The following is a 20242-nucleotide window of genomic DNA, read 5'->3' on the forward strand; positions in this document are numbered from 1 at the left end:
GACGGGGCCCGCGGCCCGGTGATCCTCTGGTCGCCGCCGCGGGCCCTTTCGTTGCCGGTCGCCAGGTGCGGTCGAGCACTCCGTGGGTCGTTTTGCGGCAGCCCGGGGTGGTGCGCTACGGTAGTTCCAGCGACGCGGGGTGGAGCAGCTCGGTAGCTCGCTGGGCTCATAACCCAGAGGTCGCAGGTTCAAATCCTGTCCCCGCTACTCTTTCCAGGACTCCGGATTCATCCGGAGTCCTGGTCTTTTTGTCCCCTCTTCCCCGGTGGGCACGTCCCTCCCCTGCGGGCAACACCGATTTGCCCGTGTCGATCCAGGGGTAGATGTCGTTTGTTGATTTTCCAGTGACGACGGAAGCCCCTAGCCGACGGAGTGGGGGGGTGGGGGTGGGGCGGTGAGTGGGTGGGGTAGGGTGGATCTAGCGACGCGGGGTGGAGCAGCTCGGTAGCTCGCTGGGCTCATAACCCAGAGGTCGCAGGTTCAAATCCTGTCCCCGCTACGGTCAGTGGAACGGCCCCGGATCATCCGGGGCCGTTCACTTTTCGGCCGACTCGCCGTTCACGGTGTCCACCCGTTCGCAGTTGCGCGTCTCGGCGAGGATGGCTGCATGTCTACCTTCGGCAAGTGGTACGGACGTCTCGGCACACTCCTGGGGACGGTCGTGCTGACGGTGTTCGTCCCGGTGGCCGCCTGGGCCTCGACCGGGACCGGCGAACTGGTCGTCGAGGCGGCCCGGCGGCGCGGACGCGGCTTCGGCTTCTTCGGTTTCCTGAGCCTGCTCTGCTGCCTGGCGGTGGTGGCCGTGGTCGTCGTGTTGTTGATCCGGATGACCCGCGGCCGTCGTGGCGGTCCGCGGCGCTGACCGGCCGCCCGCGCCCCAGGTCCGCCACCGGTGGCCCGTCCGGCCCATGGTCTACTTGTCTGCGTGGAACTTCTGCATTCGGGCAAGGTGAGGGACGTCTACGCTGATGGCGACGATCTGATCCTGGTCGCCTCGGATCGCATCTCCGTCTACGACGTGGTGCTGCCGACCCCCATACCGGACAAGGGCAAGTTGCTCACCGCCCTGTCGCTGTGGTGGTTCGAGCAACTCGCCGACCTGGTGCCGAACCACGTCATCTCGGCAACCGACGTGCCGGCGGAGTTCGCCGGCCGGGCGATCCGCTGTCACCGGCTGGAGATGGTGCCGGTCGAGTGCGTCGCCCGTGGTTTCCTCACCGGCGGTGGCATTAAGGAGTACGAGGCCTCCGGCGCGGTCTCCGGCATCGAACTGCCGCGCGGCCTGGTCGAGGCGGCCATCCTGGCCGAGCCGATCTTCACCCCGTCGTCGAAGGCGCCGGTCGGTGAGCACGATGAGCCGATGACCTTCGCCGAGGTGGTCGACAAGGTCGGTGTGGAGACCGCCGAACGGCTGCGGCAGCTGACCATTGACGTGTACTGCCGGGGTGCCGAACTCGCCGCCGACCGGGGAATCCTGGTCGCGGACACCAAGATCGAGCTTGGTTGGGCGCCGGATGGGACGCTGGTCCTCGCCGACGAGCTGCTCACCCCCGACTCGTCTCGGTTCTGGCCGGCAGAGTCCTATCAGCCGGGCCGCGCGCAGTTCTCCTACGACAAGCAGCACGTGCGGGACTGGGCGGCCGGCAGCGGCTGGGACAAGCAGGCCCCGCCGCCCGAGGTGCCGCCCGAGGTGGTGGAATCCACCCGGTTCCGCTACGTCGACGTCTACCAGAAGTTGACCGGCAACCGCTGGTAGTGCGCAACCGGGGGTACGGCCGCCGCCGAAAGGCAGGGCCGCTACTCGCTGCGGTGGCGGCCGACGTGCTGCTCGGCGGGCACAGCCGCGGTGGTGATGCGTACCGTGGTGCCGGCCGGACCGGTCTCGACATCCATCGTGTCGGTCAGCTCGCGGGCCAGCCAGAGGCCCCAACCGCCGGCCATCTCGGGTGCCGGCCGGCCGCGGTTGGCGAGGTCCTGCGGGGTGATGCCCGGGCCGTGGTCAGAGACCTCGCAGCGCACCAGTCCGGGGTCACGCCACAGCCGCAACCAGCCCCGACCGCCGCCGTGCCGCACCGCATTGGTGATCAGTTCGTTGACGGCGAGCACGAAATCGTCCAGTCGCTCGTCGCGCAGCCCCGTTGCGCGTGCGCACGAGGCAACCGAGTGTCGAAGCTCGGTCACCTGGGCCTGGTCGAAGGCGTCAGCGATCAGCAGGGCATGGTCGATGGGCACCACCGTACGCGGTGTGGGGGTTTCGCCGTTCGTCATGGCCCCGTCCCGACAGGAGATCACAGAGGTTACGCGGCATTTACCACCGTACGTCAGTGTTCGGGGAACCGCATCGGCGGCAGGAGGCCCGAAGCGGCTGTGGCATCGTGACGCACGTGCCCGAGCCAGGTGGTTTCGAGGTCCCGCTCTGGCGGGCCGTCGCGGTCTTCCGGCTGGCTTCCCTGACGTACGTCTGCGTGGTGCTGATCCGCGACGTGGACCAGTACGCCCACCCCATCGCCGCCGGTGCGCTGGTGCTGGTGATGGCGGCCTGGACCAGCGTGACCGCCGCCGGCTACGCGACCCCGGCCCGGCGTGGCTGGCCACTGCTCCTGGCCGATCTGGGCGTCGTCGTGGCGATCCTGCTGGTCACACCGTGGGTGATGGGCCGGACGGCGCTCGCAGCCGGGCTGCCCACCCTGCCGGTGGCCTGGCTGAGCGGACCGGTGCTGGCCTGGGCCGTCTCCGGAGGGCGGCGGCGCGGCACGGTCGCCGCGCTGGTGCTCGGCGCGACCGACCTCTTCACCCGGGGCGTGGTGACACCGAGTGCGTTCAACGGCGCGATCCTCATGCTGCTCGCCGGCCTGGTGGTCGGGCATGTGGCCCGGCTGACGGTGACCGCCGGGGAACGGCTGCAACAGGCGGTGGAGTTGGAGGCCGCCAACCGGGAACGGGAGCGGCTGGCCCGCGACATCCACGACTCCGTGCTTCAGGTGCTCGCCCTGGTGCAGCGGCGCGGCGCCCGACTGGACGGCGAGGCGGGCGAACTGGCTCGGCTCGCCGGTGAGCAGGAGGCCGCGCTGCGGGCGTTGGTATCCGGCGTCGGGCAGGTACCGGCCGGTGCCCCCGACACGCCGGTGGACCTGCGCGCGTTGCTCGGCCGGTACGCCTCGGGCGCCGTGTCGCTGTCGGTCCCGGCCACCCCGGTGTGGCTGTCACCGGCGGTGGCCCACGAACTGGCGGCGGCGGCCGGCGCGGCACTGGACAACGCGGCCCGGCACGGCGGTGGGCGAGCCTGGGTCCTGGTCGAGGACGAGGGCTCCGCGGTGACCGTGTCGATCCGGGACGAGGGGCCGGGTTTCCCGCCGGGCCGGCTGGACGAGGCCGTTGCCCAGGGCCGGTTGGGTGTGGCCCAGGCGATCCGGGGCCGGCTGGCCGACCTGGACGGAACCGCCCGGATCAGCTCCACCCCGGGTGCCGGAACCGAGGTCGAACTCACCGTGCCGAGGAGGCGGACATGAACGCTGTGCGGGTGATGGTCGTCGACGACCACCCGATGTGGCGGCAGGGAGTGGCCCGTGACCTCGCCGAGGCCGGCCACCAGGTGGTGGCCACCTGTGGCGAGGGCCGCCAGGCGATCCGGGTGGCCGCCGCCGCCCGTCCCGACGTGGTGGTGCTCGACCTGCAACTGCCGGACATCTCCGGGGTCCAGGTGATCCGTGGGCTACGCGCGGCCAGGCCCGAGGTTCGGGTGCTGATGCTCTCGGCCAGCGGCGAGCAGCAGGGCGTGCTGGACGCGGTGAAGGCCGGGGCGACCGGCTACCTGCTGAAATCCGCCGCCCTGGCGGAATTCCTGGAGGCGGTGCGGCGCACCGCGGTGGGGGAGCCGGTCTTCACGCCCGGGCTGGCCGGGCTGGTGCTCGGTGAGTACCGCAGACTGGCCGCCGTCGGGCAGGGCACGCCCGGAGGTGTGCCGGACTCGGCCCCCCGGCTCACCGACCGGGAGACCGAGGTGCTGCGGCTGGTGGCCAAGGGGATGTCGTACAAGCAGATCGCCGAGCGGCTCGGGTTGTCGCACCGCACGGTGCAGAACCACGTGCAGAACACGCTCGGCAAGCTTCAGCTGCACAACCGGGTCGAACTCGCCAGGTACGCCATCGAACGCGGCCTGGACGAGTGACCCGTCCGTCGCCGCCGGGTCAGACCGAGTGCGGCGGCTGGGTCTCGTGCACCGCCAACTCCTCGGCGCTGGCCCCACCGCCGGCTGCGCCCGCGTCGTACGCGATCGAATCGGTCTCCTGGTCGGTGTGCGCACCCTCGTCCGGTTCGACCAGCCGGCCCACCGTGGCATCGGCCACGCTGCCCAGTTGACCGTGGTCGTAGAGCGAGACCGGGGAGTTCGAGTCGGAGGTGGGACCTGGGTCGATGACGTCGGCGTCGAGCTGCGCCTGCGCCGCCTGTTCCCGGCTGTCCGCCTCGGCCGCGATGTCCGGGTCGACGGGGCCGGCCAGCGGGTCGTCGACCGGGATCTCGAACTGCTCCCGGTCGAGCTTGTAGTCCAGCGACTCGCCGTCGAGCTGCTCGACGGCGGTGGTGCCGAACTCGTCGACGGCCACCGGAGTTCGGTCGCCGGGCAGCTGAGCCGGCGCCGGGCCGTCCGCCTCCCGGCCGGTCAGCACGTCGTCGCCGGCCGTCGAGTCGTCGTCGGCGGTGTCGGGCAGGCCGTCGGCCTCCGGATCGGAGACGGGGGTCGGGTACTCGTCGTCGCGCATGACTGACCACTACCCGCTGCCCTCCCGCCGTAACCGGTCCCGCCCCCGCCGATCCCACCCGACGGTCCCACCCTCCGCACGGATCCCGACGGACCGGGTCAGCGGGTGGACCGGGCGCGGCGGGTCACCACGGCGACCGTTCCCACGGCGCTGCCGGCGGCGAGGCCGAAGGCGGCGGTCACCCGGACCAGCTGCCGACGCCGGCCGTGCCAGCCGCCGACCGGCGTGGCCGTGCCGTCGGGCTGGAAGACGTTCCCGGCGCTTGCGCCTTCGGGTGCCGGCCCGAACTGGGTGCGGCGCGCGTACCAGCCCAGGACTCGTTCGGCCAGTGCCGGCGCGAGTCGCCATTGCAGGCTGATCAGGCGGCCGGCCCCGCCGGCGTACGCCTCCCGCCGGGGCCGGCACAGCAGCCGGACGATCGTCTTCGCGACCACCTCCGGCGGGTAGAGCGGCGGAGGTGGCACAAGCTGTCGACCGCTGTGGTTGGCGGCGTGCCGGAAGAAGGGTGTGTCGATGGTGGCGGGAAGCACGGTGCAGATCGAGATGGCACTGCGGCCGGTGATCCGAAGCTCCTGCCGGACCGTGTCGGTCAGCCCGCGAACGCCGTGTTTGGCGGCGTTGTAGGCGGACTGGTACGGCATCGCCACCTCGGCCAGGACCGAGGCGTTGTTGACCAGGACGCCGCCACCGGCCGCGCCGAGGTGGGGCAGCGCGGCCCACATGCCGTGCGCGGTGCCGAGGAGGTTCACCTCCAGCACCCGGCGGAGCTCGGCCAGCGGGATCTCGTCGAACAGCCCGACCGTGCCGACCGCAGCGTTGTTCACCCAGGCGTCGATCCGGCCGAACTCGGCCACGGCGGCGGCCGCCAAGCGTCGCACCGCGGCCGCGTCGGTCACGTCGGTGGGTACGACCAGGGCGCGCCCGCCCAGGTAACGACAGTTGCGGGCCACCTCGCGCAGGGCCGTCTCGGTGCGGGCGGCCAGCACCACGGTGCTCCCGTGGCGGGCCAGGGCGTAGGCGGTCGCTGTGCCGATACCACCGGAGGCGCCAGTGATCACCACGGTCGAGTCCGCAAGGCTTCGGGCGAGAGGCATTCCTCATCGGTACCCCGCAGTGTCCGGGTCATGCCGCCGACCGCACCCCCGATCTGCGATGTTTCGGCTCGTCGGACCCGGGTTAATGGGACGCTCTGAACCGGAGACCATCGCCCCATCTGCATGGAGGTGACTCATGCGTGTCGGCCTCGTCTGTGCCCACGCCGCTGCGCCGCCGTCCGACGACGGCACCGTCGTCGGCACCTACGAGCACATCGCACGGGTCGCCGCCGAACTGGCGGTGCGGGGTCACGACGTCCGGGTCTACACCCGCCGGGACGATCCGCAGGCAGCTGAGAGCACCACCCTGGACGGCTACCGCGTGGAGCGGGCCCCGGTGGGGCCGGTGACGCCCATCCCCACCGCCGAGCTGGTGCCCTACGTGGCCGAGTTCGGCCAGTGGCTGGCCGAACGGTGGTCCGGTGACTGGACGCCGGAAGTGGTGCACGGCCACTACTGGGTCGGCGGGCTGGCCGCCGCGCACGCCGTCCGGGAGACAAACATTCCGGTGGTGCAGACATTCCACTCGCTCGGTATGGAACAGCTGCGCCACCTCGGCCCGCAGTACGACGGACCCGGCACCCGCATCCCGCTGGAGCGGGCGCTGACCCGCGCGGTGGACATCGCGGTCGCCCAGTGCAACGACGAGGTCGATGAGCTGACCCGGATGGGTCTGCAACGCGCCTCGGTCGCCATGGTTCCGACCGGCGTGGACACCGAACGGTTCCACCCCGACGGTGAGGCCGCTCCGCGCGACCAACGACCCCGGATCCTGTCGGTGGGTGGGCTCTCACCGGGACACGGCCAGGACGACCTGATCCGGGCGTTGCGCCTGGTCGGCGACGCGGAGCTGGTGATCGCCGGAGGACCGCCGGCCGACCGGCTGGCCAACCAGGTTGAGGCGCGTCGGCTACGTGAGCTGGCCGAACGTGTCGGGGTGGGCGATCAGGTGCAGCTGGTGGGTGCGGTGCCACACGAGCAGATGGCCACCTGGTACCGCTCGGCCGACGTGGTGGCGTGCACCCCGCACTACTCCTCGGCCGGCCGGGTGTCACTGGAGGCGATGGCCTGCGGCGTACCGGTGGTCGGCTACGCGATGGGCGGCATCGCCGACGCCGTCGTCGACGAGGTGACCGGCAAGCTGGTGCCGCCGGGTGACGTACGCACCCTCGGGATGACGCTGCGCCGGCTGCTCACCGACAACGCGGGCCGATTCGCCTATGGGCATGCCGCGGTGGACCGGGTCCGGTGCAGCTTCACCTGGGAGCGCACCGCCAGCGCCCTGGAGCGGCTCTACGAGCGGGTGGTCGGCCGACGCAAACCGGTCGAGGCGGCCTGAGGCCGTCCGACCGCGCTGGTTGCCGCGCGCGTGACCATCCACTCCGGTCGGTCGGTACGCGGCGTGAGCAGCGGCGGCCGGGCGCCGACCACAACGCGGGTCGTCTCCCGGGCGATGGCGTGCTGGTGCTGGGGTGCGGCGTACCGGGTGAGTCCGATGACGGCCGCGAGGGTGACCAGGAAGCCGATGCCGGCGAGCCATTCCCGGCCCGGCCAGATCTTGTCGTTGAGCAGCAGCAGACCGACGATGGCGGCGGGCACGGCGCCGGCCGCGTCCATGGCGGCGACCGCCGCCGTGGTGGAACCCCGCTGCATTGCCAGCCCGAGCAGCAGCTGACCTACCACGGAGTGGACGACGAGCAGGTACAGCAGTGGGTCGGCAAGGAACGCGTCCCAACTCGGTGCGGAGGCCAGCGGTCGGGCGGCCACCGCTGCGGCAGAGAAGGCCAGACCGGCCAGCGAACCGAGCGCCACCGAACCGGGCGCGCCGTGCAGCCGGACCGCGAAGAAGCCCAGGACCGCGATGACCGCCAGGGTCACCAGCAGGGCGACCATGCCCGCGGTGCCCAGGGCCTTCGACGGTGCCGGCCGGGCCGAGAGCACCAGTGCGCTGATGCCGGCGAAGAGCAGCACCAGGAGGGCCACCTCGGCCATCGGCAGCCGCCACTTCAACACGACCACGCCGAGGACGGCGGTGACCCCGAGCCCGGCTGCCACACTCGCCTGCACCAGGAACAGCGGCAGGTCCCGTCGGGCGAGGAAGGCCAGCACGAACCCGGCCACCTGACAGGCCAGGCCGACCAGATAGGTGCGGTGTCCGGCCAGGCGCAGCAGCAGTCCGGGATCGAAGGTGTGATGCACGGTGGTGCGGGCGGCGGCGATCGACTGCAACAGATTGGCGACGCCGTACGCGACGATCATCGCCGCGAGGAAACACCAACCCGAGGTAGCCACCTGGCGAGGATAGAGGCTACCGGGTGTCAGCGCGCGGCCGGTCGACCGAGACGATCGAGGATGTCGTGGTGCAGTGCGCCGTTGCTGGCCACGGCGCTGTTCTCGCCGCCGGCAGGGGCCGGACGCCCTGCCAGATCGGTGAACGTACCCCCCGCTTCGGTCACGATGGGTACCAGGGCGGCCACGTCCCAGAGCGACAGCTCAGGCTCGATCATCACGTCCAGTGCGCCCTCGGCCAGCAGCATGTAACCGTAGAAGTCGCCGTAGGCCCGGCTGCGCCAGGTGTCCCGCATCAGCTGGATCACCGGCTCCAGCCGGCCGGCCTCATCCCAACCGCCCAATGAGGAGTAACAGACACTGGCGTCGGCCAGCTTCGTCACCCCGGAGACCCGGATCGGTTCGCCCCGGGCGGCGTCCGGGCCCGCGTACGCCCCGGTGCCGAGCGCCGCCCACCAGCGGCGGCCCAGCGCCGGCGCGGCGACCAGCCCGGCGACCGGCCGACCGTCGTCCAGCAGTGCGATCAGGGTGGCCCAGATCGGTACTCCCCGGACGAAGTTCTTGGTGCCGTCGATCGGGTCGACCACCCACTGACGTGTCCCGGCGGCGGGCTTGGCGCCGTACTCCTCGCCGAGTAGCCCGTCGCCGGGGCGGTGCTCGGCGAGCAGGGCACGGATCTGACGTTCCACGGCGGTGTCCGCGTCCGACACCGGCGTCAGGTCGGGCTTCGACTCGACCCGCAGGTCGAGCGCGCGGAACCGGGCCGTCGAGATGGCCTCGGCGGCGTCGGCGAGCCGGTGGGCGAGGGCGAGGTCGTCGGCGTACCCGGTCATGCCGGACACGGTAGCGACGCCGGCGCCGGAGGGATCCCGGGGGCGGGTGGTCGGCTCACTCCGCCCGTCCGCGCGACTGGGCCTCGCCGCGCGGGTCGGTGTCGCCGGCCCGGGAAACCAACAACCGGCGGTACGAGGCCAGTCGACGTGGATCGGCCCGGCCGTCGGTGACCCAGGCCGTCAGGGCGCAGTCGATCTCGTCCGCGGTGTGTGGGCAGTTTGCCGGACAGTCAACGGTGGCCTCGACCAGATCCGGGAAGCCGTGCAGCAGGCTCTCGGCGCGGACGTGTGCCAGGCCGAAGCTGCGGACGCCGGGGGTGTCGACGATCCAGCCCGGGTCGCCGGCCGTGTGGGCCAGGGCGGGCAGCCGCAGCGCCACCGCGCTGGTCGAGGTGTGCCGGCCCCGCCCGATGGCGCTGACCGTGCCGACCGCCCGGTCTGCCGCTGGCACCAGACGGTTGACCAGCGTCGACTTGCCGACCCCGGAGTGCCCGACGAGCACCGAGAGTCGTCCGGCGAGCAGGCTGCGCAGCTCGTCCAGTGGCGAGTCCGGACGGATGAGCACGTGCCGCAGCTCCAGCTCGGTGTAGTAGTCCAGGACCGCTTCGGGACCGGCCAGGTCTGCCTTGGTCAGGCAGAGCAAGGGCTCGATGCCCGCGTCGTACGCGGCGACCAGGCAGCGGTCGACGAACCCGGTGCGCGGCGGCGGATCGGCCAGTGCACTGACGATAACCAGCTGGTCGGCGTTGGCGACCACCACCCGCTCCAGCCGCCCCTCGGCGGTGCTGGCGTCGTCCTCGGCGGTGCGCCGCAGCACCGACCCGCGCGGCTCGATCCGGACGATGCGGGCCAGTGCGCCGGCCGCTCCGGTGGTGTCGCCGACGAGACCGACCCGGTCACCGACCACGACCGACTTTCGCCCCAGTTCCCGGGCGCGCATCGCGTTGACGGTGGGCTCGTCGGGCTCCGCCCCGGCCGAGACGCAGGTGTATCGGCCGCGGTCCACGGCGACGACGAAGCCGTCCTTCGCGTCGGCGTGCTGCGGCCGGGTGCGGGTACGCGGACGGGAGGATCTACCGGGCCGGACCCGTACGTCGTCCTCGTCGTACTCGCGCCTGGTCGCCAGGGCCGCCCCTCTTCTTCGCTCAGCTCTTGCCGGTCACCACTGCTGACCATAGTGCCGGGAACTCCGGCATGGTCTTCGAGGTGCACGCCACGTCGTCCAACTCGATGCCGGGTACGGCGAGTCCGGCCACCGCCGCCGCGTGCGCCATCCGGTGGTCCTGGTAGGTGCGGAACATCCCGCCACGCAGTGGCCGAGGCCGGATCTCCAGCCCGTCGGGCGACTCGGTGACATCCGCGCCGAGTGCGGTGAACTCCCGCGCCAGCGCAGCCAGCCGGTCGGTCTCGTGCCCACGGATGTGGCCGATCCCGGTGAACACCGAGGGGGAGTCGGCGAGCATCGCCAACGCGGTGAGGGCGGGCGTCAGCTCGCTGACGTCCGACAGGTCGGCGCGCAGGCCCCGTACCGACCCGGTCCCCCGCACGGTGAGCCCTTCGGTGGTGAGCGCGACCTCAGCGCCCATCTGCTGGAGCAGGGTGCGGAGCAGTTCCACCGGCTGGGCGCTGCCCTGCGGCGGCCAGCCGCGCAGGGTCATCTCACCGCCGGTGACCAGAGCGGCGGCGAAGAACGGCACCGCACCGGAGAGGTCCGGCTCGACCTCCCAGCTGCGGCCGGTCAGCGGGCCCGGCTCCACTGCCCAGACATCGGGGGTGCTGTCGTCGACCGCCGCACCGGCGGCCCGCAGCATCTGCACGGTCATCCGCAGGTGTGGTGCCGAGGGCACCGGCGGACCCACGTGCCGGACCACCAGACCCCGGTCGAAGCGCGGCGCGGCGAGCAGCAGGCCGGAGACCAGCTGGCTGGAGGCCGAGGCGTCGATGACGACCTCGCCTCCGGTGACCCGACCGGCGCCCATCACCACCAGCGGCAGGCTGCCCGAGGCGGGAGTGTCGACGCGCACGCCGAGCGAGCGCAGCGCCTCGATCAGCGGGCCGAGCGGGCGGTTGCGGGCGTGCAGGTCACCGTCGAGGGTGACCTGCCCTTCGGCCAGTCCGGCCACCGGGGGCACGAAACGCATGATGGTTCCGGCGAGGCCCACGTCGACGTGCGCCGGCCCGACCAGTTGGTGCGGCCGGACCAGCCACCGGTCGTCGTCGGCGATGGAGACGTGGGCGCCAATCGCCCGCAGCGCGGCGGCCATCAGCTCGGTGTCCCGGGCACGAAGCGGCCGGGTCAGGGTCGACGGGCCGGCGCCCAGCGCGCTGAGCACCAGGGCCCGATTGGTGATCGACTTGGACCCGGGCAGGCGCAGCGACGCCGAAACCGGATCGCTGGCGGTCGGGGCGGTCCACGGCTGTCGCGGCCGGGTCGCGGTCAGATTCCGCACAGCTACATTGTGCCGTGTCGGGGCCGGTGACGGCGGCTGCCCAGCGGCGCTCCCGGCTGGCGGGACAGCCGGCTGGGCTGCGGCGCGCTAGCGTGTACGGCATGTGTGGGAGGTACGCCACGACCCGCGGCGCCGGTGACCTGAGCGGCCTGTTCGAGTCCGCGGACGAGACCGGGGGCGGTCTCGTCGCCGACCACAACGTGGCACCGACCGACCCTGTGCCGCTGGTCCGGGTCAGCTCGGCCGGGCACCGCGCGCTCTCGCTCGGCAGGTGGGGGTTGGTGCCGCCGTGGTCCCGGTCGCCCGCCGGCGCCGCCCGCATGATCAACGCTCGCGTCGAGACGGTCGCCACCAGCCGGGCGTACGCTCCCGCGTACGCCCGCCGCCGGTGCCTGGTCCCGGCCGACGGCTGGTACGAGTGGGTGCGACTGCCCGGCGGGGCGAAACAGCCGTACTACATGACGCCGCGCGACGGCTCGGTGCTCGCCTTCGCCGGCATCTGGTCGGTCTGGGGCGGTCCGGACAGGCCGCTCTTGACCTGCAGCGTGTTGACCACTGCCGCGCTCGGCGAACTGGCCGAGGTGCACGACCGGATGCCCCTGCTGATGCCGCCCGATCGGTGGGCGACCTGGCTGGACTCCGATGGTGGCGACGCGGAGCTGCTCGTCCCGCCGCCGCGGAGCTGGTTGGCCCGACTGGAGGTGCGGCCGGTGGGGCGGGCGGTGGGTAACGTCCGCAACGACGGCCCCGAACTGATCGCCAGGGTGTCTCCGGCGGGCGGCGCCGACCCGCTGGACCGCCCGCTGTTCTGATTTCGCTCCGCGCATTGTCGGGAGTGATTTGCTGCGATTGTGGGTGAAAAATGACTCGGCTGTAGCGCCAACTTCTCGGCAGAGACTTGTCCCGGCATGGGTAAGTGCGATAGAACACAGCGCCGGTGATGGGTGTCGTTGACGTCGGGTGAACGATACTTATCGATCTTGCTGGTCCCACGGGGGAGGTGGGTGGATGACACGGGCGCGTATGCCCCGTCCGCACGAGGTGGCCGCCGCGAGGCGTGACCCGCGACTGTTGCGGGCGTTGCGTGAGCGACGAGAGGACGAAGCCTGGCGTACCAGAGGCACCTGTCAGAGCGTCGACCCGGAGACGTTCTTTCCGGCGCCGAACGAGCCGGCAGACGCGGCGGTGACCCTCTGTCGCAGCTGTGACGTGCAGGGTGCCTGTCTGGCCTGGGCGTTGGAGGTCGGCGACTGCCACGGCGTGTGGGGTGGCACCACCCCACGGGAGCGGCGGGCGATGCTGGTGGCCTGGCGCAGCGAGGTGCAGCCCGACCCGGACGCAGCCAGTGCAGCCGGCCCGCCGGTGCGCGACCGGCTGCTCACCCTGGTTCCGTTGAGCTGAGGCGTCGCCGGTCCACCGGGCCTGCCCGGTGGACCGGCGACGCCCCGAACCTCGCGATGACGAACCGCAGGGAGGTGCCGGCTGCACACGGTTCAATGGGACGGTGCCGTACGACCACCTCATCGAGACGCCGCGCGGTCCGGCGCGGGCCGAACTCGACCCACCGGCCGGCCCGGCCCGGGCGCTGCTGGTGCTCGGCCACGGGGCGGGTGGTGACGTCGACGCCCCCGATCTGCTCGCGCTGCGCGACGCAGCGTTGGCCGCCGGAGTGGCCGTGGCCCGGGTGACCCAGCCCTACCGGGTCGCCGGTCGGCGGGCGCCGGCCCCTGCCGGGCACCTCGACGAGGTGTGGACCGCCGTGCTGGCCGTGCTCCGAGGGCATTGTCCGGGCGTACCCCTGGTGGTGGGTGGCCGCTCCAGCGGGGCGCGGGTGGCCTGCCGGACCGCTGCGGCCGTGGGCGCCGCCGGTGTGGTGGCCCTCGCCTTCCCGCTGCATCCGCCCGGCCGCCCGGAACGCAGCCGGGCCGGAGAACTGGGCACCGGCCTGCCGACCCTGGTGGTAAGCGGTGACCGGGACCCGTTCGGCGTGCCGGAGCCGGGCCCCGGCGTGCGGGTGGTGGTCCGGCCGGGCGAGCGGCACGACCTGCGTGGCGACCCGGGCGGTACGGCCGCGGCGGTCATCGGCTGGCTGCGCGAGCGGGGATGGGCCCGGGACTGAACTTCCCGCCCACCCTGCCGTACCTGCCCGCCGTGCCAGCGCCGTTTCCGCCGGACGCGTCGGTTCGTTGCACCCGATGGCGTCGCCATGCCCGATCGGGCGGTGACACCGGGCTCCCAGGCCCTTCCTGGTCCCAGCCTCGGTCGCACCGCCGCGGCCGGGACCAGGAACGCTGGGGCGGGACGGAATGTCCTGGCCCTCGGCGTGCGTTGAACACCTCGGACAACCACTGAGCTTTCTCCAGACCCGCGTGGGCCGGTTCCCGCACTGACCGCAGGGCGAGGTCGGAGAAGCTTCACTGCGCGAGGGGGTGGCCGGTGCCGACCGAGATCCGGAACCGGGAACGTGACGATCGGGACGCCCGGCAGCTCAAGCAGTTGCTGGCCGGTCCCGACTGGCCGGCGGCGGTACCACCGGCAAAGGTGGCGACGGGCCCACCCGTCGGAACCGAATCTCCCGACAGGTCCGTGCGCGTATCCTCGGCGAAGAAGCATCCGACCCGAGGGGATGTGCGGTTGACCACCGAGAAGACGGACGAGCGCAGGGCCCGGTTCGAGCGGGACGCGATGCCATTCGTCGATCAGCTGTACGCGGCCGGCCTACGGATGACGCGCAACCCGGCGGACGCCGAGGATCTGGTCCAGGAGACCTATCTCAAGGCGTACGCCGCCTTCCACCAGTTCGAGCAGGGCACGAACCTTAAGGCGTGGCTCTACCGGATCCTGACCAACACCTACATAAACTCCTACCGGAAGCGGCAACGGCAGCCGGTGCAGGCGCCGACCGAGGAAATCACTGACTGGCAGCTCGCCGAGGCGGAGTCGCACACCTCCAGCGGGCTGCGGTCGGCCGAGACCGAGGCGCTCGACCGGCTGGCCGACAGCGACGTCAAGAACGCCCTCCAGCAACTGCCGGAGGAGTTCCGGCTGGCGGTCTACCTGACCGATGTCGAGGGCTTCGCCTACAAGGAGGTAGCCGACATCATGGGTACGCCGATCGGCACCGTGATGTCGCGGTTGCACCGCGGGCGTCGTAACCTGCGCAAACTGCTTGAGGGCTACGCCTCGGAGCGCGGCTTCTCCGCCGCTCAACCGGCCCGGAGCTCGACCGCTACCGCCGGCGGGGAGGTGTGACGTGAGCTGTGGGAAGCCGCACGAGACCGACTGTCGTCAGGTGATCGCCGAGGTCTACCTCTATCTCGACCTGGAGTGCGCCCAGGAGCGCCGGTCGCTCATCCAGCACCATCTCGACGAGTGTGGCCCGTGCCTGCGGGAGTACGGCATCGAGCAGGAGGTCAAGGCGCTCGTGGCCCGGTGCTGCGGCAACGAGTCCGCGCCGGACGAGCTGCGTGAGCGGCTGCGGGTACGGATCAGCGAGCTGGTCGTGTTCGAGAGCAGCGAATCGCGGGAGTTGACCGACTGATTGCGACGGCCCGGGTCGGACTCGACCCGGGCCACCGGTGTGTCCGTCGGCCTTCGCCTCAGGAGTTGGGACGCTTGCCGTGGTTGGCGGCGTTCTTCTTGCGGGCCTTCTTCTTGCGGGACTTCTTCGCCATGCTGACCTCCTCGTGATGGCCGGATCGTCTGCGTAGGGCCCGGTGCGGGTGGGCGCGGTTCTTCACCCGGCGTCAGGGCCTGACCCGCTGATGTTAGTGCGGCCGGCTGCGCCGGACCGCTCGCGGGGCCGATGGACCGGGGTATCGGGACGTGCCGGGCCGCCGCTGCGCACCCACCGGCGGCCGGGGCGTGATTGGATACGTCGCAGGCAGTCGCGAGAGAAGGGGCCGGGAGAGATGGCCGAGGAGATCCGCGCCGAGATGGTGGCGAACGTCTGGAAGGTCGTCGCGTCGGCCGGGGACACCGTGTCCGAGGGGGACACGCTGGTGATCCTGGAGTCGATGAAGATGGAGATTCCGGTGATCGCCGAGTCCGAGGGCGTCGTGCAGCAGCTCGCGGTGAACGAGGGTGACGTGGTGCAGGACGGTGACCTGATCGCGGTGATCGGTTGACCAGCACGCTGGTCCGTCGGGCCGGGCCAGCCGACTTCGCCGCGGTGGCCCGACTCACCGTCGCGGCGTACGAGGCCGATGGCCAGCTCAAGGGTGAGACCGGATACGCCGAGGTGCTGGCCGACGTGGCCGGGCGGGCGGAGCACGGCGAGATCCTGGCCGCCGTCGACGCGGTGACCGGCCGGCTGCTGGGCTCGGTGACCTTCGTGCTGCCGGGCACCCGGTATGCCCAGTTGTGCGTCGCGGGCGAGGCCGAGTTCCGGATGCTGGCGGTCGACCCGGCGGCGCAGGGCCGGGGAACCGGTGCGGCGCTGGTCGAGGCGTGCGTGGCGCGGGCGGTCGCGCTGGGCTGCACGGCACTGATGATCTGTGTACGCGCCGGCCACGCCGAGGCCGCCCACCAGCTCTACCGGCGGCGCGGCTTCGTCCGGGTACCGGAGCAGGACTGGACTCCGCTTCCCGGCGTGAACCTGCTCGCGCTCCGCCTACCCATCGCCCCGACGCCCTAGGGCGCGGTGGGCGCAGGTGGGTCGGCGATCGCGGCGAGCAGTTCGTCGGCGACCTCCAGCGCCACCCGCTTGCGCTGCGTGTCGGTGATGTTCGGGGTGCGTACGGCGAACCAACTGCTGTGCACGGCGAACAGGGCGAGCACGGCACGTAGCTGGGCGGCGGGGGAGTCGTCGCCGTGGGAGAGCACGGCGGCCAGCCGGAACATCCGGCCGCGCAGTTCCCGGCCGGCGGATAGACTTTTCAGCGCGGTCTGGTTCTGCTCGAAGAAGCGCATCACCGATGGCTCCTCGCCGCTGAACATGGCGTCGGCGTACCGCTCGATGACGGCGCGGCGGGTGGCCTGCCCGGCCGGCTGGTTCTCGGCCCATGTGATCAGGGCGTCCATCCGGTCCAGCCGATCGGAGACCACGCTGGTGACGATCTCGTCCTTGCTCTTGAAGTGGTAGTAGAGCGCGGCCTTGGTGACACCGAGGCGCTCGGCGACCTCGCGCAGTGAGGTCGCCTCGTAGCCCTGCTCGGTGAAGAGCTCCAACGCGACCGCCTTTATCCGCTGTCGCGTGCCGCCTGTGCCCTGGCTCACTCGTACCACCTAGTCAACTTGACCGCCGTCGCCTGTCCAGCTTACCGTCCGGCTAGTAAGGTGCTGGCCGGGCGGCCGGTAAGTGCGCCGCATCTCGGGGGGAGAGCTTACCGATGGCCGAACAGACCCAGACCGTCGCGCGACCGAATATCCGGGTCGTGCTCTTCGGACTGATGATCGCCATGATGCTGGCGATGCTCGACAACATGATCGTCAGCACCGCCCTGCCGCGCATCGTCGGCGAGTTCGGCGGGCTCAACCACTTCACCTGGGTGGTCACCGCGTACGTGCTGGGCACCACCGTCTCCACCCCCATCTGGGGCAAGCTCGGCGACCTCTACGGCCGTAAGGCCGTCTTCCTCACCGCTGTGGTGATCTTCCTGGCCGGCTCCGCGCTCTGCGGCATGGCCGGGTCGGGGTTCCTCGGCGGTCCCGACGACGGCATGGTCCAGTTGATCGCCTTCCGGGCCGTCCAGGGTCTGGGCGCCGGTGGCCTGATGGTCGGCGTCATGGCGATCATCGGCGACCTCGTGCCGCCCCGCGAGCGCGGCCGCTACCAGGGCATGATCGCCGGAATCATGGCGATCGCGATGGTCGCCGGCCCGCTGGTCGGCGGCTTCATCACCGACCACCTTTCCTGGCGCTGGGCGTTCTACGTCAACCTGCCGCTGGGCGGCGTGGCGCTGGTGCTGCTGATCGTCACCATGCACCTGCCCAAGTACCGCACCGAGCACCGGATCGACTGGCTCGGTGCGGCACTGCTGTCCGTGGGCATCACGGGCATCGTGTTGATCACCACCTGGGGTGGCAACGAGTACGCCTGGGCCTCTCCGCAGATCCTCGGCCTCGCCGTACTGGCGCTCGCGGCGCTGGTGCTCTTCGGGTTCGTCGAGCGGCGGGTTCCCGAGCCGATCCTGCCGCTGCGGCTCTTCGTCAACCGGAACTTCGCCCTCATCTCGGTGATCGGCTTCCTGCTCGGTTTCGCGATGTTCGGCGCGATGAACTTCCTGCCGCTCTACCAGCAGACCGTCCAGGGGGCCTCGGCCACCGACTCCGGCCTGCTGCTGCTACCACTGATGTTCGGCATGCTGGTGGTGTCGCTGGTCGTCGGCCGGGCGATCACCCGGACCGGGCGGTACCGGATCTTCCCGATCGTCGGCGGTGTGGTGATGGCTGTCGGCCTCGCCCTGCTGAGCCTGCTGGACGTGGACACCAGCAAGGTCACCTCGTCGTTGTACATGCTCGTGCTCGGCGCCGGCATGGGCTTCCTCATGCAGACGTCCATGCTGATCGCGCAGAACAGCGTCGCCCAGAAGGACCTCGGCGCGGCCAGCGGGGCGGCCACCTTCTTCCGCTCCATCGGTGGATCGTTCGGCATTTCGCTGTTCGGCGCGATCTTCGCCAACCGACTTGCCGGCTCGACGGCCGGCGACGCCTTCAGCGGCGGCGGCGAGGCCGGTGCCGCGATGAACATCGAGCAGCTCAAGGAGTTGCCGGCACAGGCCCGGGAACTGGTGTTGGGCGGCCTCGCCGACGCGATCTCGCACGTATTCCTGTGGGCCGTGATCTTCGCCGTGGTGGTCCCGCTGCTCGCCTGGTTCATCCGGGAGATCCCACTGCGGACCAGCAACGCCCCCGAGGCCGCCAGCCCGCAGGAGCAGGCCGAGACCGCCCTCGCCCGCTGACCTGTGGGAAAAGGAGCCCTTCCTGACGTCTGGTGCATAGGAGGGGCCCGCCCTGGCATCGCCAGCCGTGTCGGGCTGTCGTGGTCAGGGTGGTGGTGGACCGGGTAGGCGGGGCCGGAGCAGGCGGCCCAGCAACCGGCGCAGCCGGTGGCGGCGCCGCCTGCCACGTAGGCCGGCCAGTTCCTGGGCCAGGGTGACGGTGTCCCGGTCCAGCTCGGGGGTGGCCAACGCCAGATGGGCCAGCGAAGTGGCGGCCGGCACCGGCCGTTCCCGAGCCGTCCCGGCCACCGCCGCGAGCCGCTCGGCGACCACCTGGGCCACGTCCGACCGGACGGACGGGTCGACCCAGGCGGCGGTCACCAGGGCGAACAGGGCCGCCTCGCCGGCCTCCCCGGCCGGGTCCAGGGCCAACTCCACCAGCACCCGTCGACGGGTCGAACCGGACCAGTGCTCGTCGGTGCGGTGGTGCAGCAGGCCGAGGCAGACCCAGACCTGCACACAACGCACCCACAGCGCCGGATCCTGGCCGGCGAGCACCTGGCCCAGCGCGCTCTGCGGGGTGTCAGGTGGGTGGACCAGCAGACCGAGCAGATCGGGCAGGTCGAGGGTGGCCAGGCCGACCGCGGCGTCGTATGCCGCCGGCGGGTGCGGCCAGGCCGGGTGAGCGAGTTCGCGCAGCCGGCGCGCCGCCTCCGCCGAGGGTGGGGGTGGCGTCGGGCGAACCGGCTCCGGCTCGGTGTCGTCGGGCGATCCGGCGGCGGGCGGGACCGGGGTGAGCTGGCCGAGCCATGGTCGACCTCGGCAGCACTCGGCCAGGTCGCTGTGTTCGTGGGAGTCGTCCGGATGGTCGCGGATGAAGTCGGCCAGGCCGACCAGGTGACGTACCTCACCGTCGCGTTGGAACCTGAGCCGGTGCGCGGTGTGCACGGCGCAGTCGAAGGACGGGTTGCGGGCCAGCGCGCGTTCGATCCAGGTCAGCGCCTCCGCCAGCCGGCCGTGGTCGGCCAGCGTGCCGGCGATGTCGGCGTACACCGCCAGGTCGTCCGGGTCGTGGTCGACGGCCCGGCGCAGCGCGGCGAGCGCCTCGCGGGTGCGGCCGGCGCTGCGTAGGGCGTATCCGAGCCAGACCTCGCCCATCTTCGACGGCGTCGCGCGGACGCTTCGGCTGGCCCAGCGGACCGCGAGCGGCACCTCGCCGACGCGCCGGGCCAGCGCGGACGCGGTGCCCAGCAGCAGGCCGTGCTCCGGATGGACGGTGACGGCGTTGCGGGCGAACGTGAGGTACGCCGCCAGCGCCGCCCGGTCCGAGGGCGGCACCGGATCGGGGGCGGCGGCGCAGACCTGCATCAACACCCGCGCCGCCGCGTCGGGTCCGAGTCGCTCGGCCAGCTCCGGCGAGGTCACCCAGGGCACCCCCGCCCAGTCCGCCCGGGGTACGTGCGCGGTGGCCGCGACCAGCAAATCGAGACCTTCGCCCGGCCGGCCCGCTGCGGCGAGCAGGTGCGCGCGGGCGACGACGGCGCCTACGAACGTGTGGTGCTGCAACGGGAACAGGCCGACTCCGCCGTCGCCGCTGGCTGCGGCCAGGTGGGCGAGGGCCTCGTGCACCTCGGGCAGGGTCGGGGCGCGGGCCAGCGCGGCCGCGACATGCTCAGCGGCGTGCGCCAGCTCGCCGGAGTCCAGGGCCCGCCGGGCCAGGGCCAGTTCCTCCGTCGCCGGCAACGCCCGGTCGTCCGTCCCCTCGGCCACGTCGTCCTTCCACTCGTCGGTACCGGTTGCGCGGTGAGGTCGGGTCAGCGTAGGTGACGGCACCCAGTTTTGGTGATCCACTGCGCATTTCTGCTTGTTTAATTGCTCAGGTCATATGAAAAGTGCAAGACTGATCATGGAACGCGCGCCAATCGCGCAGGGGAG

The 20242-nt window shown here is 71.8% G+C and carries 23 protein-coding genes and 2 tRNA genes; 15 read left to right on the forward strand and 10 right to left on the reverse strand.

Going from position 1 to position 20242, the window contains the following annotated elements; all coding sequences use genetic code 11:
- Positions 1–133 precede the first annotated feature (133 nt).
- The 4 genes from ACFHWY_RS03210 (at position 134) to ACFHWY_RS03225 (ending at position 1756) form a co-directional block, all read left to right on the forward strand.
- Positions 134–207 (forward strand) — tRNA-Met (locus tag ACFHWY_RS03210).
- A 218-nt stretch (positions 208–425) separates the two neighbouring features.
- A tRNA-Met gene (locus tag ACFHWY_RS03215) sits at positions 426–499 on the forward strand.
- Positions 500–607: 108 nt separating this feature from the next.
- The gene (locus tag ACFHWY_RS03220) at positions 608–862 is read left to right on the forward strand and encodes a hypothetical protein (RefSeq protein ID WP_416578528.1); all 255 of its coding nucleotides are present in this window, start codon (positions 608–610) and stop codon (positions 860–862) included.
- A 63-nt stretch (positions 863–925) separates the two neighbouring features.
- Positions 926–1756: a phosphoribosylaminoimidazolesuccinocarboxamide synthase gene (locus ACFHWY_RS03225; protein WP_416578529.1), complete on the forward strand. Its 831-nt coding sequence runs from the start codon at positions 926–928 to the stop codon at positions 1754–1756.
- 41 nt (positions 1757–1797) lie between these two features.
- Here the strand turns inward: ACFHWY_RS03225 and ACFHWY_RS03230 are convergent, their stop codons facing one another.
- Positions 1798–2268 carry an ATP-binding protein gene (locus ACFHWY_RS03230; protein ID WP_416578530.1) on the reverse strand — a complete coding sequence of 157 codons (471 nt, stop codon included), beginning with the start codon at positions 2266–2268 and terminating at the stop codon, positions 1798–1800.
- Between the two features lie 116 nt (positions 2269–2384).
- Between ACFHWY_RS03230 and macS the strand changes: the two genes are divergently transcribed.
- Both macS and ACFHWY_RS03240 read left to right on the forward strand, forming a co-directional pair.
- Positions 2385–3509, forward strand: a complete 1125-nt coding sequence (macS, locus tag ACFHWY_RS03235; protein ID WP_416578531.1) for a MacS family sensor histidine kinase — start codon at positions 2385–2387, stop codon at positions 3507–3509.
- Positions 3506–4168, forward strand: coding sequence for a response regulator (locus ACFHWY_RS03240; RefSeq protein WP_416578532.1), 663 nt, complete (start codon positions 3506–3508; stop codon positions 4166–4168). Before macS ends, ACFHWY_RS03240 begins: the two co-directional genes overlap by 4 nt.
- A gap of 19 nt (positions 4169–4187) precedes the next feature.
- On the opposite strand, the gene ACFHWY_RS03245 is transcribed toward ACFHWY_RS03240, so the two are convergent.
- Positions 4188–4760: a DUF5709 domain-containing protein gene (locus ACFHWY_RS03245; RefSeq protein ID WP_416578533.1), complete on the reverse strand. Its 573-nt coding sequence runs from the start codon at positions 4758–4760 to the stop codon at positions 4188–4190.
- Positions 4761–4858: 98 nt separating this feature from the next.
- On the reverse strand, positions 4859–5854 hold the full coding sequence (locus ACFHWY_RS03250) for an SDR family oxidoreductase (RefSeq protein WP_416578534.1): 996 nt from the start codon (positions 5852–5854) through the stop codon (positions 4859–4861).
- Positions 5855–5990: 136 nt separating this feature from the next.
- On the opposite strand from ACFHWY_RS03250, the gene ACFHWY_RS03255 reads away from it, so the two are divergent.
- Positions 5991–7193, forward strand: a complete 1203-nt coding sequence (locus tag ACFHWY_RS03255; protein WP_416578535.1) for a glycosyltransferase — start codon at positions 5991–5993, stop codon at positions 7191–7193.
- On the opposite strand, the gene ACFHWY_RS03260 is transcribed toward ACFHWY_RS03255, so the two are convergent.
- The 4 genes from ACFHWY_RS03260 to aroA all read right to left on the reverse strand — a co-directional run bounded on the left by ACFHWY_RS03260 (position 7148) and on the right by aroA (position 11426).
- The gene (locus tag ACFHWY_RS03260; protein WP_416578677.1) at positions 7148–8113 is read right to left on the reverse strand and encodes a hypothetical protein; all 966 of its coding nucleotides are present in this window, start codon (positions 8111–8113) and stop codon (positions 7148–7150) included. The genes ACFHWY_RS03255 and ACFHWY_RS03260 overlap by 46 nt on opposite strands.
- A 59-nt stretch (positions 8114–8172) precedes the next feature.
- Positions 8173–8976 (reverse strand): histidinol-phosphatase, encoded by an 804-nt coding sequence (gene hisN, locus ACFHWY_RS03265; RefSeq protein ID WP_416578536.1) that lies wholly within the window; start codon positions 8974–8976, stop codon positions 8173–8175.
- Between the two features lie 55 nt (positions 8977–9031).
- Positions 9032–9982 carry a ribosome small subunit-dependent GTPase A gene (gene rsgA / locus ACFHWY_RS03270; protein WP_416578537.1) on the reverse strand — a complete coding sequence of 317 codons (951 nt, stop codon included), beginning with the start codon at positions 9980–9982 and terminating at the stop codon, positions 9032–9034.
- Positions 9983–10121: 139 nt separating this feature from the next.
- Positions 10122–11426 carry a 3-phosphoshikimate 1-carboxyvinyltransferase gene (gene aroA, locus ACFHWY_RS03275; protein WP_416578538.1) on the reverse strand — a complete coding sequence of 435 codons (1305 nt, stop codon included), beginning with the start codon at positions 11424–11426 and terminating at the stop codon, positions 10122–10124.
- 101 nt (positions 11427–11527) lie between these two features.
- Here aroA and ACFHWY_RS03280 point away from each other — a divergent pair, with 101 nt between their 5' ends.
- The 5 genes from ACFHWY_RS03280 (at position 11528) to rsrA (ending at position 14967) form a co-directional block, all read left to right on the forward strand.
- Positions 11528–12238, forward strand: coding sequence for an SOS response-associated peptidase (locus tag ACFHWY_RS03280; RefSeq protein ID WP_416578539.1), 711 nt, complete (start codon positions 11528–11530; stop codon positions 12236–12238).
- A 196-nt stretch (positions 12239–12434) separates the two neighbouring features.
- Complete coding sequence (locus ACFHWY_RS03285; RefSeq protein WP_416578540.1) at positions 12435–12827, forward strand: WhiB family transcriptional regulator; 393 nt, start codon at positions 12435–12437, stop codon at positions 12825–12827.
- A 103-nt stretch (positions 12828–12930) separates the two neighbouring features.
- The gene (locus tag ACFHWY_RS03290; RefSeq protein ID WP_416578541.1) at positions 12931–13545 is read left to right on the forward strand and encodes an alpha/beta family hydrolase; all 615 of its coding nucleotides are present in this window, start codon (positions 12931–12933) and stop codon (positions 13543–13545) included.
- A gap of 317 nt (positions 13546–13862) precedes the next feature.
- Positions 13863–14678 (forward strand): sigma-70 family RNA polymerase sigma factor, encoded by an 816-nt coding sequence (locus ACFHWY_RS03295; protein WP_416578542.1) that lies wholly within the window; start codon positions 13863–13865, stop codon positions 14676–14678.
- A 1-nt stretch (position 14679) separates the two neighbouring features.
- Complete coding sequence (gene rsrA / locus ACFHWY_RS03300; protein ID WP_416578543.1) at positions 14680–14967, forward strand: mycothiol system anti-sigma-R factor; 288 nt, start codon at positions 14680–14682, stop codon at positions 14965–14967.
- A 58-nt stretch (positions 14968–15025) separates the two neighbouring features.
- On the opposite strand, the gene ACFHWY_RS03305 is transcribed toward rsrA, so the two are convergent.
- A complete protein-coding gene (locus tag ACFHWY_RS03305; protein ID WP_416578544.1) occupies positions 15026–15166 on the reverse strand; it encodes a 50S ribosomal protein bL37 in 141 nt (46 codons plus the stop codon).
- Positions 15167–15337: 171 nt separating this feature from the next.
- Here ACFHWY_RS03305 and ACFHWY_RS03310 point away from each other — a divergent pair, with 171 nt between their 5' ends.
- Together ACFHWY_RS03310 and ACFHWY_RS03315 are read left to right on the forward strand one after the other, a co-directional pair.
- On the forward strand, positions 15338–15553 hold the full coding sequence (locus ACFHWY_RS03310; protein ID WP_092378133.1) for a biotin/lipoyl-binding carrier protein: 216 nt from the start codon (positions 15338–15340) through the stop codon (positions 15551–15553).
- Complete coding sequence (locus ACFHWY_RS03315) at positions 15550–16062, forward strand: GNAT family N-acetyltransferase (RefSeq protein ID WP_416578545.1); 513 nt, start codon at positions 15550–15552, stop codon at positions 16060–16062. The genes ACFHWY_RS03310 and ACFHWY_RS03315 overlap by 4 nt, the downstream gene beginning before the upstream one ends.
- On the opposite strand, the gene ACFHWY_RS03320 is transcribed toward ACFHWY_RS03315, so the two are convergent.
- Complete coding sequence (locus ACFHWY_RS03320; protein ID WP_416578546.1) at positions 16059–16643, reverse strand: TetR/AcrR family transcriptional regulator; 585 nt, start codon at positions 16641–16643, stop codon at positions 16059–16061. The genes ACFHWY_RS03315 and ACFHWY_RS03320 overlap by 4 nt on opposite strands.
- A 113-nt stretch (positions 16644–16756) precedes the next feature.
- Between ACFHWY_RS03320 and ACFHWY_RS03325 the strand changes: the two genes are divergently transcribed.
- Positions 16757–18328 carry an MDR family MFS transporter gene (locus ACFHWY_RS03325; RefSeq protein ID WP_416578547.1) on the forward strand — a complete coding sequence of 524 codons (1572 nt, stop codon included), beginning with the start codon at positions 16757–16759 and terminating at the stop codon, positions 18326–18328.
- A gap of 84 nt (positions 18329–18412) precedes the next feature.
- Here the strand turns inward: ACFHWY_RS03325 and ACFHWY_RS03330 are convergent, their stop codons facing one another.
- Positions 18413–20077 (reverse strand): tetratricopeptide repeat protein, encoded by a 1665-nt coding sequence (locus ACFHWY_RS03330; RefSeq protein WP_416578548.1) that lies wholly within the window; start codon positions 20075–20077, stop codon positions 18413–18415.
- Positions 20078–20242 lie beyond the last annotated feature (165 nt).

Source organism: Micromonospora sp. LOL_024, from assembly GCF_048060415.1.
Classification (GTDB): Bacteria; Actinomycetota; Actinomycetes; order Mycobacteriales; family Micromonosporaceae; genus Micromonospora.

Excerpts from the sequence above, each read along its gene's own strand:
- ACFHWY_RS03220 (WP_416578528.1), top strand. The coding sequence starts at position 608 with ATGTCTACCTTCGGCAAGTGGTACGGACGTCTCGGCACACTCCTGGGG.
- ACFHWY_RS03230 (WP_416578530.1), bottom strand. The coding sequence starts at position 2,268 with ATGACGAACGGCGAAACCCCCACACCGCGTACGGTGGTGCCCATCGAC.
- ACFHWY_RS03240 (WP_416578532.1), top strand. The coding sequence starts at position 3,506 with ATGAACGCTGTGCGGGTGATGGTCGTCGACGACCACCCGATGTGGCGG.
- ACFHWY_RS03245 (WP_416578533.1), bottom strand. The coding sequence starts at position 4,760 with ATGCGCGACGACGAGTACCCGACCCCCGTCTCCGATCCGGAGGCCGAC.
- ACFHWY_RS03250 (WP_416578534.1), bottom strand. The coding sequence starts at position 5,854 with ATGCCTCTCGCCCGAAGCCTTGCGGACTCGACCGTGGTGATCACTGGC.
- ACFHWY_RS03255 (WP_416578535.1), top strand. The coding sequence starts at position 5,991 with ATGCGTGTCGGCCTCGTCTGTGCCCACGCCGCTGCGCCGCCGTCCGAC.
- ACFHWY_RS03260 (WP_416578677.1), bottom strand. The coding sequence starts at position 8,113 with ATGATCGTCGCGTACGGCGTCGCCAATCTGTTGCAGTCGATCGCCGCC.
- hisN (WP_416578536.1), bottom strand. The coding sequence starts at position 8,976 with ATGACCGGGTACGCCGACGACCTCGCCCTCGCCCACCGGCTCGCCGAC.
- ACFHWY_RS03280 (WP_416578539.1), top strand. The coding sequence starts at position 11,528 with ATGTGTGGGAGGTACGCCACGACCCGCGGCGCCGGTGACCTGAGCGGC.
- ACFHWY_RS03285 (WP_416578540.1), top strand. The coding sequence starts at position 12,435 with ATGACACGGGCGCGTATGCCCCGTCCGCACGAGGTGGCCGCCGCGAGG.
- ACFHWY_RS03310 (WP_092378133.1), top strand. The coding sequence starts at position 15,338 with ATGGCCGAGGAGATCCGCGCCGAGATGGTGGCGAACGTCTGGAAGGTC.
- ACFHWY_RS03325 (WP_416578547.1), top strand. The coding sequence starts at position 16,757 with ATGGCCGAACAGACCCAGACCGTCGCGCGACCGAATATCCGGGTCGTG.